Annotated in this window: 13 protein-coding genes; 2 read left to right on the plus strand and 11 right to left on the minus strand. The window is 70.0% G+C overall.

Annotated elements, in window-relative coordinates:
- Window positions 1–109 precede the first annotated feature (109 nt).
- The 8 genes from E1285_RS12070 to E1285_RS12100 form a co-directional block, all read right to left on the minus strand.
- Entirely contained in the window at window positions 110–619 is a 510-nt protein-coding gene (locus E1285_RS12070; RefSeq protein WP_207946552.1) for an integrase core domain-containing protein, read from the minus strand.
- A 415-nt stretch (window positions 620–1,034) separates the two neighbouring features.
- Window positions 1,035–1,619: a tyrosine-type recombinase/integrase gene (locus E1285_RS45510; RefSeq protein WP_165966572.1), complete on the minus strand. Its 585-nt coding sequence runs from the start codon at window positions 1,617–1,619 to the stop codon at window positions 1,035–1,037.
- On the minus strand, window positions 1,586–2,128 hold the full coding sequence (locus E1285_RS45515) for a hypothetical protein (RefSeq protein WP_165966573.1): 543 nt from the start codon (window positions 2,126–2,128) through the stop codon (window positions 1,586–1,588). Before E1285_RS45515 ends, E1285_RS45510 begins: the two co-directional genes overlap by 34 nt.
- Window positions 2,129–2,659: 531 nt before the next feature.
- Window positions 2,660–3,898, minus strand: a complete 1,239-nt coding sequence (locus E1285_RS12080; protein ID WP_132151215.1) for an FUSC family protein — start codon at window positions 3,896–3,898, stop codon at window positions 2,660–2,662.
- Window positions 3,899–3,920: 22 nt separating this feature from the next.
- Window positions 3,921–5,510, minus strand: a complete 1,590-nt coding sequence (locus E1285_RS12085) for an FAD-dependent oxidoreductase (protein WP_132151217.1) — start codon at window positions 5,508–5,510, stop codon at window positions 3,921–3,923.
- On the minus strand, window positions 5,494–5,919 hold the full coding sequence (locus E1285_RS12090) for a thioredoxin domain-containing protein (protein ID WP_132151219.1): 426 nt from the start codon (window positions 5,917–5,919) through the stop codon (window positions 5,494–5,496). The genes E1285_RS12085 and E1285_RS12090 overlap by 17 nt, the downstream gene beginning before the upstream one ends.
- Before the next feature lie 47 nt (window positions 5,920–5,966).
- On the minus strand, window positions 5,967–6,416 hold the full coding sequence (locus tag E1285_RS12095; protein WP_207946553.1) for an Hsp20/alpha crystallin family protein: 450 nt from the start codon (window positions 6,414–6,416) through the stop codon (window positions 5,967–5,969).
- Window positions 6,417–6,519: 103 nt separating this feature from the next.
- Window positions 6,520–8,094 (minus strand): Na+/H+ antiporter, encoded by a 1,575-nt coding sequence (locus E1285_RS12100; protein WP_132151221.1) that lies wholly within the window; start codon window positions 8,092–8,094, stop codon window positions 6,520–6,522.
- A 172-nt stretch (window positions 8,095–8,266) separates the two neighbouring features.
- Between E1285_RS12100 and E1285_RS12105 the strand changes: the two genes are divergently transcribed.
- Window positions 8,267–10,801, plus strand: a complete 2,535-nt coding sequence (locus E1285_RS12105; RefSeq protein WP_132151223.1) for a LuxR C-terminal-related transcriptional regulator — start codon at window positions 8,267–8,269, stop codon at window positions 10,799–10,801.
- On the opposite strand, the gene E1285_RS12110 is transcribed toward E1285_RS12105, so the two are convergent.
- Both E1285_RS12110 and E1285_RS12115 read right to left on the minus strand, forming a co-directional pair.
- Window positions 10,789–11,073, minus strand: a complete 285-nt coding sequence (locus E1285_RS12110) for a hypothetical protein (protein ID WP_132151225.1) — start codon at window positions 11,071–11,073, stop codon at window positions 10,789–10,791. The genes E1285_RS12105 and E1285_RS12110 overlap by 13 nt on opposite strands.
- The gene (locus E1285_RS12115; protein WP_243722733.1) at window positions 11,070–12,881 is read right to left on the minus strand and encodes an MFS transporter; all 1,812 of its coding nucleotides are present in this window, start codon (window positions 12,879–12,881) and stop codon (window positions 11,070–11,072) included. The genes E1285_RS12110 and E1285_RS12115 overlap by 4 nt, the downstream gene beginning before the upstream one ends.
- A 277-nt stretch (window positions 12,882–13,158) precedes the next feature.
- Between E1285_RS12115 and E1285_RS12120 the strand changes: the two genes are divergently transcribed.
- Window positions 13,159–13,590, plus strand: coding sequence for a DUF2267 domain-containing protein (locus tag E1285_RS12120; protein ID WP_132151229.1), 432 nt, complete (start codon window positions 13,159–13,161; stop codon window positions 13,588–13,590).
- On the opposite strand, the gene E1285_RS12125 is transcribed toward E1285_RS12120, so the two are convergent.
- On the minus strand, window positions 13,577–16,426 hold the full coding sequence (locus E1285_RS12125; protein WP_132151231.1) for a LuxR family transcriptional regulator: 2,850 nt from the start codon (window positions 16,424–16,426) through the stop codon (window positions 13,577–13,579). The genes E1285_RS12120 and E1285_RS12125 overlap by 14 nt on opposite strands.
- Between the last annotated feature and the right edge of the window lie 100 nt (window positions 16,427–16,526).

The following is a 16,526-nucleotide window of genomic DNA, read 5'->3' on the forward strand; positions in this document are numbered from 1 at the left end:
GCCCTTCACCTAACCCTGACCAGCACCAACGGCGGGGAACTATCTGGCCGCCGTTGGGGAACACACCACGGCCGCCAGCGGGGAGATCTCAAGGCCGCCCACGGGGAGTTCAGAACGGCCGTTGACACAGACCGCCCAGGGCCCTCCGCCGCCGTATTCTCGCCGTCGTCATGTCGGTTACTGCGGCCGTGGTGATGTCGTCGTGGTCTGGTGGTCGCAGACCCTGAGCCCGGTGCGGACGATGCTGGTTATAGTGCGCGACATACTCACTCAGGACCGTGTGCAGGTGGCGTAGCCCGGCGATCAGCATGCGGTCGGTGACTTCGCCTCGCACAGTGCGGATCCGGCGTTCGGCGAAGGCGTTCACTTTCGGGCTTCGCGGCGGGATCTTCACCACCGTGATCCCGGCAGCGGCGAACACGGCATCGAACGCCGCGGTGAACTGACCGGCCCGGTCGCGGACCAGGAAGCCGAACCCGGCGGCCCGCTCCCCCAGATCCATCAGCAGATTCCGTGCCTGCTGCACCGTCCATGCCCCGTCCGGGTGCGCGGTCACACCCAGGACATGGACATGGCGGGTGCCCACCTCCATCACGAAGAACACATAGATGCGGCGCAAGGTCAGCGCTGCGCTTGCCGAAAACTCCGTCCATGCTGGTCAGGGGAGGCCGCCGCTTAGCAAGCCACAAAATCGCCAACGGCCCATGTCGGCTCGTTGTCGGCTCGGCGGTTCCGAACCGCTTTTAATCCGTAGGCTGTGGGTTCGAGTCCCACGCGACCCACCACCCCTGACCAGGGAAAACACGCTCTACACCGCGCGTGGTTGATCATGCCTGGGGCCGACATGAGGCCCTCCTGGGGACGGGGATGCAGGAACAGAGGCCCTGCAAAGGGCTCCTCTCCCCCAGGCCGTCGTCCAGGCAGGGCTGGATCGCGCACCGACGGTCGTTAGGTGCGGAAACGGTATGCGGTTGTCCTTTCCCGCTCGAAGATCTCATGTCGGGAGCCGAAGCTCTGAGGTCGCGTACGAGCCACTACAACGCGGCAGGCTTCGCGGCCGGTCGAGCCCGGGGTCTCGCACGCGCGCTCCGGTTCGTCCTGCTGGTGCGCTTTCGGGGCAGCCGCGCCTGTCCGTTGCGCGGGGCGCGCCGCTTGCGGCGGGTCGGGCCTCTGCCGCGGCGGCGGTTGGTGCCGGGCACGATGCCGGCGGCGTGCATGAGCAGTGCGGCGGTCTTCTCGGCTGCGGTGTGGGCGACCTGGGGTAGGACGCTGGTGTAGGTGTCGGCGGTCAGCACGATGCTGGAATGCCCCAGCATCTCCTGGACCACCTTCAACTCCACACCCGCGGCCAGGGCCAGGGTCGCGGCGCCGTGCCGCAGATCGTGCAACCGGATCGGCGGCATGTCCTGCTCGGCGATCAACCGCTGGAACTGATGGGTCAACCATCCCGGCGACACCGGCTCACCGTTGAGATTGGTGAACACATAACCGCTGTCGCGGTACCCCTCGCCGAACGCCTCCTGCTCGGCCCGCTGCCGGCTCCGGTGCGCCCGCAACGCGGTCACGGTGGTGCGGTCCAGCGCGATCACCCGGTTGCTGTGCGGCGTCTTGGTGCACACGCGGTCAGCCGGCCGTTCCTGCGCTGCACCTGCCGGCAGATCACCGCGGTTCCTGCGTCCAGGTCGACCTCGCACCACCGCAATCCGGCCGCCTCGCCGCGCCGCAGCCCGCGCAGCGCGATCAGGTGGTAGGCGGCGTACAGCCGATGGCTTCGGATGCCGTTGAGGAACTGCGCAGTCTGCGCGACCGTCCACACCGCCACGCTCGGGCGCTCCCCCGTCCGCCGCCACTGCTCGACCCGACCCGCCGTCCACACCACCGCACGCGGCCGCCGCGCCGATGGAAGCACCACCAGCGACGCCGGGTTCTCCTCGATCCACCCAGCCCGCAGCGCAGCATTCAACGCCGCACGCAACGTCGCCCGGATCCGGTGCAGCGTCGCCGCCGTCACCGGCCGTCCCCGCTGTTCGTGGTCGTGCGCGATCGTGGCCAGCATCCGCTCCACCTGCCCGACCGACACCTCCGCCACCAGCAGATCACCCAGCAACGGCCCCAGATAACGCTCCACGTGATCGGCGTAACCGGCCACCGTCGACGCCGCACCAGGATGGTTCGCCAACCACCGCCCCAGCCACTCCGCCACCGTCAACGCACTGCCCGCCGGCCCACGCAACCGACGCAACTCCTCCTCAGCCGCCTTCCGGGTGGGGAACCCGCCCCGCCGGACCCGCCGACGGATCCCGCCCGGACCACTGCCCAGCTCCAACCGCAGATACCAGCTCCCATGGCTCCGCTCCATCGCCAGCCGGGGGCATCTGCCACCCACCGCCCGGCCCGAAACCCGATCTTCACACCCACACCGGCGGTACACGCCACCAACACCTCGAACACGTCCCATCCGACCATCGTGCGCTCCACCGGACCACCCCAGGCGAAACAACGCCACCCGCTACGTCCACTCCTGCACGACAGCCTTGGACCTCGTCACAGAAGCCGGTACGGCTCACCTTCGGCAAGCTGATCTCGTTGGGCTCGACAGTGGCCTGAACGACGCTCCCTGTCGAAGGGCGCTCGACGACTTGTCGACGGCGAGTGCGGGTCAGGAGCGTATTCGACGAAGGTCTGTTCGCCGCCGGATCGGGCTGAGCGTGGCGGGCGGCGAAGGCTTGGGAATGTGGAGTCGGCGACGCGGGCGCCTTGCCGCTCGCGTTCGTCGCCCGGACTCCAGTTCGCTTCTCAGGCGGTCCAGGTGGACGAGGAGCTCACCGTGGAGCGGCCAGTCGGGGCTGTCGGCCCGCAGCATCTCGGTCAGCTTGACGCGCTCTTCCCGCGCGGCGTCCAGGTGGGAGGCGAGCGGGTCCTCGAGGTCGGTGTTTCCTGTGGCGAACTGCTGCCGGCGCATTCGCCCGTAGGTGCCCAGCGCCGAGGCCAGGTGTCTCATGGTCGTGGCCAGCAGGGCGCGGGTGTCGCTCTTGGACAGGGGGTCCTCGCGCCACTGCTCAGGTTCGTTGGCGTGGTCGGCGAGGCAGCGTGCGAGGCCGCGGATGGTGACTCCGCAGTGTTCCAGTGCGACCAAGGTCTCCCGCAACGCCACCATTGACCGCAGCATTCCGACGCCCTGCGGGTTGAGGCGGATGCTCTCCTCGGCGTGTACGAGTTCGCCGTCCACGCGTTGGACTTCTCGGGTGAGGGAGCGGGCCTGGGAGAGCAGTTCGTCGAAGGTGTGTGGCTCGGGGCGGTTTTCCACCGCGGCGGCGAGGTCGTGGAGGTGACGGGCCATGGTGCCGCTGAGGTCCTCCAGCGCCTCCTCGGCTGCTTGGATCTTGATGGGCGAGGTCAGGATCCCGGCGACCAGGCCGGTGAGCGCGCCGACGAGGGTCTCCACGATCCGCCCCGTGGCCGCGGCGCCGGTTTCGAGGGACAGGATGAGCATGGCGCTGATCGGCACCTCGAGGATGTAGTTGCCGAGCCGCATCACGAATCCGCAGATCAGTGCGGCCGTGATGGCCAGGCCCAGGCTCCACCAGCTGAATCCCAGCTGGCTGGACAGCAGTGCTGCGACCATCACACCGACGACGACGCTGACGACGCGTTGCCAGACATGGTGGATGGTCTGGTACAGCGTGACCTGGACGACGAGGATTGCGGTCAGAGGGGCGAGTACGGGCCTTGGGCTGGTAGCGGGCAGCCATGACGCGAACTGGAAGGAAAGAACCGCTGTCACGGCGAGGCGGGCGATCACGATGGCCGTGGGCTGTGTACGCAGCCGCTTCAGTCGCACCCGCACCGGCGTGACGGCAGTGCGGGCCGCCGCCCGTATCCGCTGGTCACCGTTCATCTCATGCCCCGACGGCTAGTCATCAACTCAGGCGCTCGAACGCCAGGCGAACGGCCATCGCTCCCTCTCCCACCGCGGAGGCGACCCGCTTGATCGAGCCGCTCCGCACGTCGCCGGCGGCCAGAACGCCGGGGAGGTTGGTCTCCAGCGGCAGGGCCTGTGGGCCGCCGGTGCGCACATATCCCTTGTCATCGAGGTCGACCGTGCCGGACAACCAGGCGACGCAGGGGTCAGCTCCGATGAAGACGAACAATGCACGTACCTTGAAGCGGCGGACTTCACCGGTCCGGTTGTTCTTTGTGACGACTTCCTCCAGGAGATCGTGACCGTGCAGTTCACGGATCTCGGTGTGCAGGAAGACGTCGACCTCGGGGCAGTGCTCGATCCGGTCGATGAGGTAGCGCGACATGTTCTCGCCGAGATCTGCGCCCCGGACGAAGAGCAACACGCGGGTGGCGTGCCGGGCCAGGAAGACGGCCGCCTGGCCCGCCGAGTTGCCGCCGCCGACGATGGCCACCGGCATGTCCCGGCACTGCAGCGCCTCAACCTGGGTGGCCGCGAAGTACACGCCGGCACCGTCGTAGTCGTCCAGGTGCGGGACGTCCAGCCGGCGGTAGTGGGCGCCGGTCGCGATGACGACCGTGCGGCCGGACAGTTCGCCGCCTCCGTCGAGGTCGACGATGTACCGGCCGTTGCCCGCCCGCAGCCCCGTGGCGGCACCGGGCACGTGAAGTTTCGCTCCGAATTCTCTTGCCTGGATGACTGCCCGTTCGGTCAGCTCCGCACCCGAGATGCCTGCGGGGAAACCGAGGTAGTTCTCGATCTTGGACGACGTCCCGGCCTGCCCTCCGGTGGCGATGGCATCGACGACCATCGTGTCCAGCCCCTCCGAGGAGCCGTACACGGCCGCGGCCAGCCCGGCGGGGCCCGCGCCGATGACGAGCATGTCGTGCACCGAGGGGGCCGGTGCCGGTGGCGGTAGCCCGAGCAGCCGGAGGAGTTCGTCGTCGCCCGGATTGCGCAGCACCCGCTCACCGTTCAGGATCACGACGGGTGTTTCCGACGCCGGGACGCCGAGCTTCATGAGCAGTGATTCGGCGTCCTCGTCGTCCTCGACGTCGATCCACCGGTGCGGCAGCCGGTTGCGCGCGGCGAAGTCGCGCAGCCGCAGACAGCGGAGAGAGAAGCGCGAACCGATGATTCGCAGCCCGGCGCCGTGCTCGATGAGCAGGGAGCGCCGGATGAGGAACGCGCGCAGAACGAGGTCTCCGAACCAGGGTTCCCGGTCGGCGAGCTCGCGCAGCCGTCGTGGCGGCACCGCGATCACCTCGCCGGATTCCTCGACGCGGGCGGTGAGGAACGTGGGCTGACCGGTCAGCAGGCCGATCTCGCCGAGAAAGCGGCCCGGTCCGTGCATTCGGATGACCTCGCCCTTGTCGAGCATCGCCACCATCCCGGACACGAGCAGGAAGAAGTCGTAGGCACAGTCCCCTTCCGCGAAGAGGACGTCGCCGCGGCGGGTCGGGCGTCGTTCCCCGTATGCCGCGACCAGCCCGATCTGCTCCCGGTCGAGTCGGGGGTAGGCGCCGTACAGATCAAGTGTCTCTTCCAAGGGCCTCCCCCACCCACGTTCGGAGCGGACCGGCGAATACGGCGCCCGCTCTCCGGTCGATCACCTTCCCTTCGCGCATCAGCAGCAGCGTGGGAACGGCACGCACGGCGAAGCGCTCCTGGATCTTCGGCGCCCGGTCGATGTCGATTTTCACGAGCTTCAGCCGCCCGGCCATCTCGTGGGCGATGCGCTCCAGTACCGGGCTGACCGTGCGGCACGGCGCGCACCAGGCCGCCCACAGGTCGACGATGACCGGGACCGAGGAGCGCTCGGCAACCTCGGTGAAGTCCTCGTCTCCGGCGTCTGCGATCCACGGGAGCGGCCGGTGACAATTGCCGCAGACTGGACTGCCGTCGGCAGCGGCCGGCACGCGGTTCTTCGTGCCGCAGTGCCCGCAACGGACGATCATCGGCCCCTCCCGCGGATGTGGGCGGCGTGCCCCGTGCGCGCGCGGGGTCAGCCCTTGACCTCGATGTGGCGGTCCTTCTCGGTCGTGGCCTTGGGGACCGTCACGGTGAGCACGCCGTCGCCGAGGTTCGCGTCGACTCGCTCGGCGTCGATGTCACCGGGCAGGTACACGCGGTACTCGAACCGGCCGGTGCGCCGCTGCTTGCGGTGCCGCAGCCCACGACTCTCCTGCTCCTTGACCTCCCCGGTGATGGTCAGCTCCCGGTCGTGCATTGATACGTCGATCTCGTCCTTCTTCAGGCCAGGAAGTTCGGTCTCGATCACGTAGGCGTCGTCGGTCTCGCTCACGTCCGCCGCGGGCGCCCAGGGCATCTCCGTGGCGGTACCGGCGAAAACCGCGTTGACCAGCTGTTCCATCTGCTCGTAGAGGGGGTCGAACGCCCGTGGCCTCGGGTTGAGCATCGTGTCTCCGGGGCGGCGGATGCTGGGCAGTGCCATCGTCTGATCCTCTCGTTGGACGTTCTCTGATTTGCGACGTTGCCCGTCCGGCCGGTCCGGCACATCCTCAGAGTTGACAGGTCCGGGAGGGTGCGGCTCCCGGTCAGCCGACTTCCCGGATGTCGGGGTCCTCGAGATCGAGCCATCGGTCCACGGCCCGCAGGACCTCGGCGCTGATCTTGCCTTTGGAGTAGAGCCGGCGCAGCTTCTCGCGCTGCGTCCGCACCAGTTCGCGGCGGAAGCCGAGGACGTCGGTGACCTCCTCGTCGAGGTCCTCGCCGAACTCGGTGCGAATCTGGTCCAGGAGATCCTCGTACAGCTGGCGGAAGGCCCTGGCGGTGCGATCGTCGACCTCGCCGTTCTCGACGAGCTCGTCGAGCCGTGCCAGGGCGGCGTCCACTACGGCCTTCCGCGCCTCCTGGTACTCGATCCGGACGCGGTCGGACTCGGCCAGGCCGAGCCGTCTCAGCAGGCCGGGCAGCGTGGTCGCACACCCGATCAGGGTGACGAACACTACGGCGCCGGTCACGAAGAGCCGCTCGCCGCGCCGGTCCGGCGGCAGGCCCGGCGCGGACACCGGCAGGGACAGCACGATCGCCAGTGAGATCGCGCCTCGCATGCCGCTGAAGCCGATGGCGAGCCGGTCGCGCCAGGGCAGATGGTCGAAGGCGATGTGCCGGCCGGGCAGGTACCGGGAGAGCGGGAAGACGAACTGCGTCCAGGCGAGCCGCAGGGCCACGATGACGGCCGCGACCGCGGCCGCGCCGAGGATCGCCGACGACCATGCCGCGCCGGTCAGCTCGCGCACGATGACGCGTATCTCAAGGCCGAGCAGCACGAACAGCGCCGACTCCAGGAGAAAGACCAGCACCTGCCAGAACAGCTGCCCGGGCAGCCGGGACGCCGGCTGGAGCATGCCCTCTCCGCGGGTGCCGAGGTAGAAGCCCGCGCAGACGGCGGCGAGTACCCCGGAGAAGCCGAGCTCCTCGGCCGGGACGAACGCGAGGTACGGCGTCAGCAGGGACACGATGATCTGGCTGCCGGGATCGCGGATCCGGCGGCGGAGGCGGGACGCGATGAACCCCACCGCGAGGCCGTACGCCACACCGCCGGCGACGACCTCGGCCAGCCGCACGATGCCGTGGCCGACGGTGAAGGGCGTCGTCAGCGCCTCGACGGCCAGCACGAAGGCGGTGAGCGCGACGGCGTCGTTGATGAGGTTCTCCCCTTCGACGATGGTCACGATCCGGCCCGGCGCGTTCAGCCGCTTCATGATCGAGATCGCGGCGACGGGGTCGGTGGGGGCGACGGCGGCGCCGAGGGCGACGGCGGCCGCCCAGCCCAGGTCGGGCAGGATCCACCGCAGGACCGCGGCGACGGCGAAGGTGGTCACCGTCGTCAGGCCGATCGCGAGCGCCGTGATCGGCACGGCATCCGCCTTCGCCTCCCGCGGGGCGCTGAAGAAGGCGGCGTAGTAGACGAGCGGGGGCAGGAAGCCCAGCAGCACCACTTCCGGTGGCAACTCGACCTCGGGCATGCCGGGCAGGAACGCAACCGCTGCGCCGAGCACGACGAGAAGGATCGCGTCGGGCACCCCCATACGCGCGGCCAGGGCCCGGGAGAGCAGTACCACGGCCGTGATGGCCAGGCCGACGATGAACAGGGATTCCGGGCCCATGATCGCGGCTTTCCCCGGAAAGGCCCCGTCCAGCCGAACACGCAGGTAGGGAAATGTCCAAGCGGAACTGATTCTCCGGCGATCACTGCCGGGGCGCCTTGAGGGCGCTCAGCGCCGGCTGCTACCCGTACTGAGGATACGAGGTCCTGGTGGCACGCGCAGGGTGGTGGGCGTGACTGAGGTACCACTGCTGGGTTCGAAGCTGGAGGTGCCCGCCCCTCCACCGGGGCTGGTGGAGCGTCCACGCCTCGGCCGCGTTCTCGACACCGGGCTGCAACACCCGTTGACGCTGGTGAACGCTCCGCCCGGCTGGGGGAAGTCCGTGCTGCTGAGCTGGTGGACGAGGGCGACGGACCTCCCGGTCGGCTGGCTCGGCGTCGAAGACGGGGACGATCCCCGGTTCTGGTCCTATCTGCGGGCCGCGCTGAACTCTGCGGGAGGACACGCAAGCGACGCCCTGCCGTCGCCGGACGAGGCGCCCCATGAAGTGTTCCTCGCCCGGCTGGCGGCCGCGCTGGCCGATCTGCGCGAACCCGTGGGCGTCGTCCTCGACGATTTCCATCGGATACGTGACCCGCGGGTCCTGAAGGGGTTGGAGTATCTGGCCCAGCACGCCGGGCGGGCACTACGGATGATCATCGTGACGCGTGGTGGCCCGGGACCTCCACTGGCGCGCTTGCGGCTCGCCGGTGCGGTCACCGCACTCGAGGCCGCAGAGCTATCGTTCACCATGTCGGAGACCGTCGAACTGCTGGCCGCACTGGGCCTGGAACTGCCCGGCCGATACACGCGCCTGCTGCACCAGCGTACGGAGGGCTGGCCGGCGGGCCTGCGGCTGGCGGGGCTGTCCATGCGAGGACACTGCGATCCGCTGCGCTTCGTCGACGGGCTGACCGGCGACCACGAGACCATCGCGGGCTATTTCACCTCGGAGGTACTGGGCGGTCTCGACGGCGGGCATCTGGAGGTTCTGCTGTGCGGCTCTGTGCTGGAGCAGCTCACCGGCAGCCTGGCGGACGCCCTCACCGGCCGGTCGGACGGTGAACGGATCCTGGCCGAACTGTGGGACGCGGGCGCTTTCCTCGACTCGGTCGGCGGTCGGCGCTCTTCGTATCGCTGCCACCGTCTTCTCGGTGAGTTCCTTCGCCGTGAGCTGACCAGGCGGGCACCACGGCGAGTCCCCGACCTGCATCGGCGCGCGGCCGCCTGGTACGCCGCGCGAGGCTCGTCCCCAGACGCGCTGCAGCACGCCCTCCTGTCCCTGGACTGGCGGATGGCCACGGATCTGCTGGCCGACCACTGGCCTGATCTCGTGCTGTCGGATTCGGACCCGCCGCTCTGGGCGTCCGACCCAGCGCCGCCGGAAGCGGCGCTTCGCGATAACCCTGACCTTGCGCTGGCCTGTGCACTGAATCAGCAGCTTCTGGGTGATCGGCGCGGAACCGACCGCTACCTGCGGCTCGCCGGCGACCACGCCGCCGAGGCCGGCGATGACAAGGCCACGGCGATCCGCCTGACACGGTCGGTGACGGCGGGCGACGTCGCCGCGACGTTCTCCCAGGCGTCACGGCTCCTCGCGCACCGGGAGGACGGCGAAGGCGCCCGTTCGGTCGCCCTTTCCGCACTCGGCACGGCCCGGCTGGCGACCGGGGACCTGCGCACGGCGGAAAGGGCACTGCACGACGGGCTCGCCGCGGCCGAGCGCGCGGGCCTGGACCGGGCCCGGGCGGTGTGCCTCAGCAGGCTCGCCGTGGCCCGTGCCCTGCTCGGCGAACTCCACCTCGCGGGGCAGACCGCTCAGGATTCGCTCGGCTTCGCGAGGACGCCCGCGGCTTGCGGATACGCCCATCTCGCGCTGGCGATCACTCACCACGAATGGGGCGACGGGAACGAGGCCGCGCGGTACCTGGATCTCGCGGAGAGTCCCGGTGACCGGCTGCTCGCCGCGCTGATCAGCATCGTCCGGCTGTGGTCGCTTCAGGTGGGCGAACACCGCTCCCGCGCGGACGAGGTACTGCGCGAGGCCCACCACGAACTTACCGGCTGGACGGTGCCGACATACATCGCCCACCGGTTCACCGCCGCCGAGGCGGCGCTGCGGACGAGCTTCGGGGACACCGGCACGGCCGCCCGGCTACTGGCCGACCAGGCTGGGGCGTCGGGCTGCTCGGCGCCGCTGTCGGTCGCGCTCGCGCGCATACAACTGAGGGACGGCGATCTGGACGCGGCGATACTGACGGCCGCCGGCGCACCGAACGGGGAACTGGGGCTCAGCCTGGAAGCGCGCCTGCTGGAAGCGTTGGCCGCCGACCGTCTCGGTCATGACCGGCACGTTTCCACGACCCTGGAGAAGACCCTCCAACTCGCCGATCACGAGCGTTTCCGGGGTGTGTTCCTTCGCGAAGGCCCGGCCGCGCGGCGGCTGCTGAGCGCCCACCTGGACTCCGGGACGGCATGCTGGCCGTTCGTCATGGAGATCGTCGGATGCGCCGCCGAGCGGACCGACGGCCCCGCCGCGCCGCTGACCGAGCGGGAGCTGACGGTGCTGCGGTATCTCCAGAGCGTCCTGACGACCGAGGAGATCGCGGCCGAACTGCACCTTTCGGTCAACACCGTGAAGACGCACACGCGCCACATCTACCGGAAGCTCACCGCCTCCCGGCGCCGGGAGGCGGTGCGCAAGGCCCGGGAGGCTCAGCTTCTCTGACCGCCGCCGCGACCGCCCTCTGGCCCGCTGCGGGGGCGGTTGCGGAAGGCCCGGAGCAGGCGGAGCGGGAACAGCCCGATCAGCGGGGCGCGCCTGCCGAGATCCTCCCGGTCCTCCCGGTCGAAGGCACGGGCGTAACGGGCGGCGTCCAGGGCCGTCTCGTACTCCTTGGACCCTCCGGCACCGCATCCCCGGTCGCAGGTCCACACCAGCGTGTTCCCCTCACTGGTGAACCGCGGACGATGGCCGAGAAGGCGGCAGGCGAGCGTCATTCCTCGTCCCTCCCCGAGTCTCCGGGGCCGTACCTGTTGCGCGGCAGCCGCCGCAGGCGCCCCTCCCTGGTCGCCTCATCCAGGGCGCGCCTGAACCGGCCGGGGCCCCAGCCTCGGGCACCGACCCGCTCCGCCAGGTCGCGCCGCTCCACCGGGCCCTCCTCGGTCGCGTGGGCGAGGTCGTCGATCTCACGGTCGAGTTCCTGCTCGGCGACCGCCGTCGACCGGCTCGGAGTGCCTGTGGTTCCCATCATCCCCGGCGAGTAGGTCTGCGAGCCCCCAGGGCCGGGACGGAAGCGCTGCGGCCCCGTCATCTCCCGCTTGCGGCGCCGGGATGCACGCTCCCGGGCGCGGCGATCGCGTTCGGCGGCCAGGCGCCTGTCCTCCGGCGCCAGTTCCCGCTCCAGTTCGGACCGCCGGAGGCTCTCCTGCTCCTGCGGCGTGGTGGCGTCGGCCTCCTCCGCGGTCAGCGGACGGGCGATGTTCTCCAGGGACTGCTGTTCAGCGCGGACACCGAAGATCAGCTCGGCGAACCCGCCCAGCATCATCGCTCCGCACCCGATGAAGAACCCGAGAGCGACCAGATCCAGCCGGCCGCTGCCGATGAACTGGCCGAAGAGGGCCGGGCCGGTGATCCCGCCGACCGCGGTGCCGACGGCGAAGAACAGGGCGATGGCGAGGGCGCGGGTCTCCATCGGGAAGATCTCGCTGACCGTCAGGTAGGCGGAGCTGGCCCCGGCCGACGCGACGAAGAAGCTCAGCGCGACGAGGATGATGAACGTCGTCGAGGTCAGCATGTCCGCCATGAGCAGGGCGGCCGTCGTCGCGATCAGCGCCGCGGAGCCGAAGTAGGTGCCGGCGATCATCGGCTTGCGGCCGACGGTGTCGAAGAGGCGTCCGAGCAGCAGCGGCCCCATCAGGTTGCCGAGCGCGAACGCGGCCATGAAGTAGGGCACCGTGCCGGACGCGACGTCGAAGAAGTCGCTGAGGATCGTGCCCAGGTCGAACGTGACGGCGTTGTACATGAACGCCTGCCCGACGAACAGCGAGAGCCCGAGCACGGTGCGGTTGGGATAGCGCTTGGCCGTCACGCGGGCGATCTCACCGAAGCTGATCGACCTGCGCTGGCGCACGGTGATGCTCTGCGCCGGGGGAGGCAGCGGCTCCCTCGTCTCGGCCCGGACCTCCCGTTCGATCCCGTCGACGATCCGTTCCGCCTCATCCGCACGTCCATGGATGAACAGCCAGCGGGGGCTTTCCGGGACGTTCCGGCGTACCAGCATGATCCCCAACCCGAGGACCCCGCCGATGGCGAAGGCCATCCGCCAGCCGAGATCTGCCGACAGCAGGGCTTCGTTGAGGAGCAGCACGCTGCCGAGGCTTCCGATGGCCGCGCCCAGCCAGTAACTCCCGTTGATGGCGAGGTCCACCTGGCCGCGGTTGCGGGCGGGGATCAGCTCGTCGATGGCCGAGTTGATGGCCGCGTACTCACCGCCGATACCGGCGCCGGTGAGGAAACGGAACAGGAACAGGTACCACGCCTCGGTCGCGAACGCGGTCGCCACGGTCGCCACCAGGTACAGCCCCAGTGTGAGCAAGAACAGTTTCTTGCGTCCGAAGCGGTCGGTGAGCTGGCCGAAGAAGAGCGCACCCAGGCATGCGCCGGCGACGTAGAAGGCCGCGGCGGTGCCTATGTCGCCGCTCGAGATGTCGATCCCGCTGCCCGGCTCGGTCATCCGGGCGGCGATCGAACCCACGATCGTGACCTCCAACCCGTCCAGGATCCAGACGGTGCCGAGGCCGATCACGATCCTCCAGTGGAACCTCGACCAGGGAAGGCGATCCAGCCGAGAAGGAATCTGAGTCTGGATCGTGCCCGGTTCGCTGGCAGTTGTCATTTCTTACCCCCTTGAAAGGCAGGTCGCTGCCATCGACCAGCGTCCGGACAAGGGGGTGAGCGAGCTTCGCCCAGACCGGGTGAACCGGGCCCATTCCGGCATCACCCTGACCGGGTGACGCGTTCTCACCCGGTCCAGCGCGACGCTCTGGATCGGAAGGTCCTCCTCATCCGGAAGGCAGGCTGACATGAGCGCTACGGGATTCCCGACCTTCGACAAGACCATCGACAAGACGAACCGCGTGCTGAAGGAGATCGAACATGCCTACGGGTGGTCAAAGGAACAGCGGAACGTGTCCTATGACGCGTTGCGCGCGGTCCTGCACGCTTTGCGCGACCGGCTGACCGTGGACGAATGTGCGCATCTGGCCGCCCAGCTGCCTTTGCTGGTCCGCGGCGTTCACTACGAGGGCTGGGACCCCAGCCGGGTGCCGGTGAAAATGAACAAGGAGGAATTCCTCCAGCGCGTCCGGCGCGGCTTCCCGCATGAGGTCGGCGGTGATACGGAACGGCTGGTCTCCACCGTCCTGCAGGCGCTGCGGCAGTACGTCACAGAAGGTGAATGGGAGGACATCAAGTCCAGCATTTCCCGGGATCTGCGCCCGCTCATTCCGGTCTAGGGGGTCGGGGGGCAAGGGGCGACCCGGCGTCCGTGCCGTCGTCAAGCTCCTTGGAACGCGCGCCGGGAACGTCGTCGGAATGTTCGAGGACCTGGCGCGCCAGATCGACGCGCGAGCGGACGTCGAGTTTGCGGAAGACCTGCCGCAGGTGGAACGCGACGGTGTGGACGCTGATGAACAGCTGATCGGCGATCTTCTGGTTGGTGAGCCCCTGGGCGACGAGCCCGGAGATCCGCTGCTCGGCCCCGGTGAGGCTGGCCCAGCCGCTCGCGGGCCGGTCTCGGCGGTTCCAGTGCCGGCGGCGTTCCCCCATGCGCCGTAGGCGCCCCCGGATCCGGGCCGCATCCCGCTCGGCGCCGGCCGCCACGTAGCAGGACAGGGCCTCGTCGAACCACTGGATCGTCCGGCCGCGCGCACCGTCCGGTCCGCCGAGCAGGATGCCGAGGTCCTCGTAGGCGGAGGCGCACGCCCATCGGTCGGCGTGGTCCGCGGCGGCGTTTCGCAGGAGGCCCGGCTCACCGTGCAGCAACCCGCGGGCGTGCTCGGCGGCGGCGGCCAGACTGGGTAGCCCCGGGTTCATCCCGGCGAGCCGGTCGGCCGCCGCGACGACCTTCTCGGCCGGTCCGGTCTCGCCCGCCGCGACCGCCGTCCGTACCAGCCAGGCCGCCGCCGTCGGGTCGCAGATGAGCGCCCGGCTGTGCTCGGCCAGGTCGTCGAGGAGCCGACGCAACCCGGTCATGGCGGCCTGCGGCCCGTCGCAAGCCTCGGTAACCTGCGCCCGGATCAGCTCGCTTCGGGTCAGGTCGAAGGGAGGAGGTGCCGGCCCGCCCGCGTCTTCCTCACCGCGGGCGTGCTCGATAGCCGTTTCGAGATCGCCGGAGCGCAGTGCCGCGACGGACAGCGCGGACCGGGCGGAGGCGCTCAGCAGGCGCGCGCCGACCGCGTCGGCCGCCTCCAGAGCCGCCCTCGCCTCGCGGATCGCCTCCTCTGGATGACCCTCCGCGAGATCGATGCGTGATCGCACGATCGCCGGTCCGGCCGCCCAGCCGTCCCGGCCGATCCCGACGGCCCCGCCGGTTCCCAGCACCATCGTCCGCCGTGCCTCGTCCATGAGCCTGACGTCCACCAGCAATGCGGCCAGGACCAGGCCGGGGTGGAGTCGGCAATCCCGCACGCCGTCGTTGGAAGCCTGCCGCACGCCCATCCGCGCGAGGCCGAGCGCGTCGTCCAACTCGCCCTTGTCCCAACCGTTCAACGCGAGGACGACGAGCGCTCCGGCGAGCAGGCCCTGGCCCGGCGCGTCACCCGCCTTGACGAAGGCTTTGGCCCGGTCCAGTACGCCCGCGCTCTCGGGCAGGCCGGTGTCGGCTTGCAGGAGGGCGAGATCGGCGCGGTCACGCACCTCGTCCGGCAGATCCGGCATGTCCAGCACGGCCCTGGCCGTGTCCGACGCCCTGGCGGCCTCGCCCATCGGCACCAGGACCAGGGACAGCGCGGTCAGCAGTTCGGCGGTGGACGGGCCGGACGCGCAGTGGTCGAGCGCGGCCTCCGCGAGTTCCGCGGCTTCCACCAGGTCACCGGCGGCGACGAGCGTGCGCATCGCCGTCATCGTGCGTGCGAACCACTGCGGGTCGGCGAGCTCGGTGAGATCGAGCGCCCGGCGTATCAGCTCGGCGGCGACCGCCGGGTGGGTGTCGAGCATCTCCGCGCTCGCTCGGTCCAGGCTTGGGAGGACCTCCGGGACGCCTGGGACGGCCCCCGCCATGAGGTGGGCCGCCGCGGCCTTCACCCGACCGCCGTGCTCCAGCAGCGTCCTGCCGATCTGTACGTGCAGCGCCTGCCGGACGGGATCGGGTATGTCCGTGATCACCGACTCGCGCACCACGTCGTGCCGGAACGCAAGAGCGTCCTCATGCGTGGTCAGCAACCCGGTCGCCAGCATCGCCTCCAGTGACGGCAGCAGGTCGGCGGGGGTGACGCCCAGCAAGTCGGCGGCGACCAGTGGGTGGAACGCGGGCCCCAGCATCGCAGCGACCTCAAGGAGCCGCCGGGCCGCCGGATCCAGCTCATGCAGCCGCTCCTGGATGACGATGCGGACCCGCTCCGGCATCCTGGACGTGACGAGGTGAGCGTGACCGTGGGAGATCACCACCCCGCCCTCGTCGCTCAGTCCGTTCATCAGCTCGAGAAGCAGCAGCGGATTGCCGCCCGCCCCGCCCGCGAGCACGAGCAGGTCGGGATCGGGGCGCGCCCCCAGAGCGGCGGTGACCAGGTCGGAGACGGCCTCTCCCGGCAGCGGGCGGAGCTGGACCAGGACCGCGCCGGCCGCCTGCAGCTGGAGGAACAGCCGATCGAGCTCGGCGCCACCGGAGCCGGTGCGGCGCGCGAGTATCCAGCACACGGGAGACGACGCCAGCCGGATCGGCAGCGTCCGCAGCGCGAGAATCGTGGCCGGCTCGGCCCATTGAAGATCGTCCAACAGGACCAGCAGCGAGGTGGTACGGGCCCGCTGCTCCAGCGCGGCCTGCAGCCGTTCGGCCGACCGGTCCTGTCCGCCGGCCGGCGGCGATTGCGGGCCGGGCTCATCGAGCACCGACAGCAACAGCTCCAAGGCCGCGGGCCGACGCAGTTCAGGGGCCGTGTCCGCCACCACCGCGAAGCCTCTGTCGGCGGCAGTGCGTGCGGCCTCCTCAAGCAAGCGGGTACGCCCGATGCCGGGCTCCCCCTCGACGAGCATGACCCTTGGGCCGTCGACGCGCGTCAGCAACTCGTCGATGCTCGCTCGTTCCCGTTGGCGACCAAAGGTCGTGCCCCGCGTCGGCGGCCTCCCGTCCATACCGGGAACGTCCCCTGGATGCGCCGGAACGATACGCGACCGTCAACCCGGCAGTTCCCTTCTTGCGTCATCACAAACCATGATCGGGCAAAGGCGGGTC

The sequence above is a fragment of the Actinomadura sp. 7K507 genome (genome assembly GCF_004348425.1).
Lineage (GTDB): Bacteria > Actinomycetota > Actinomycetes > Streptosporangiales > Streptosporangiaceae > Spirillospora.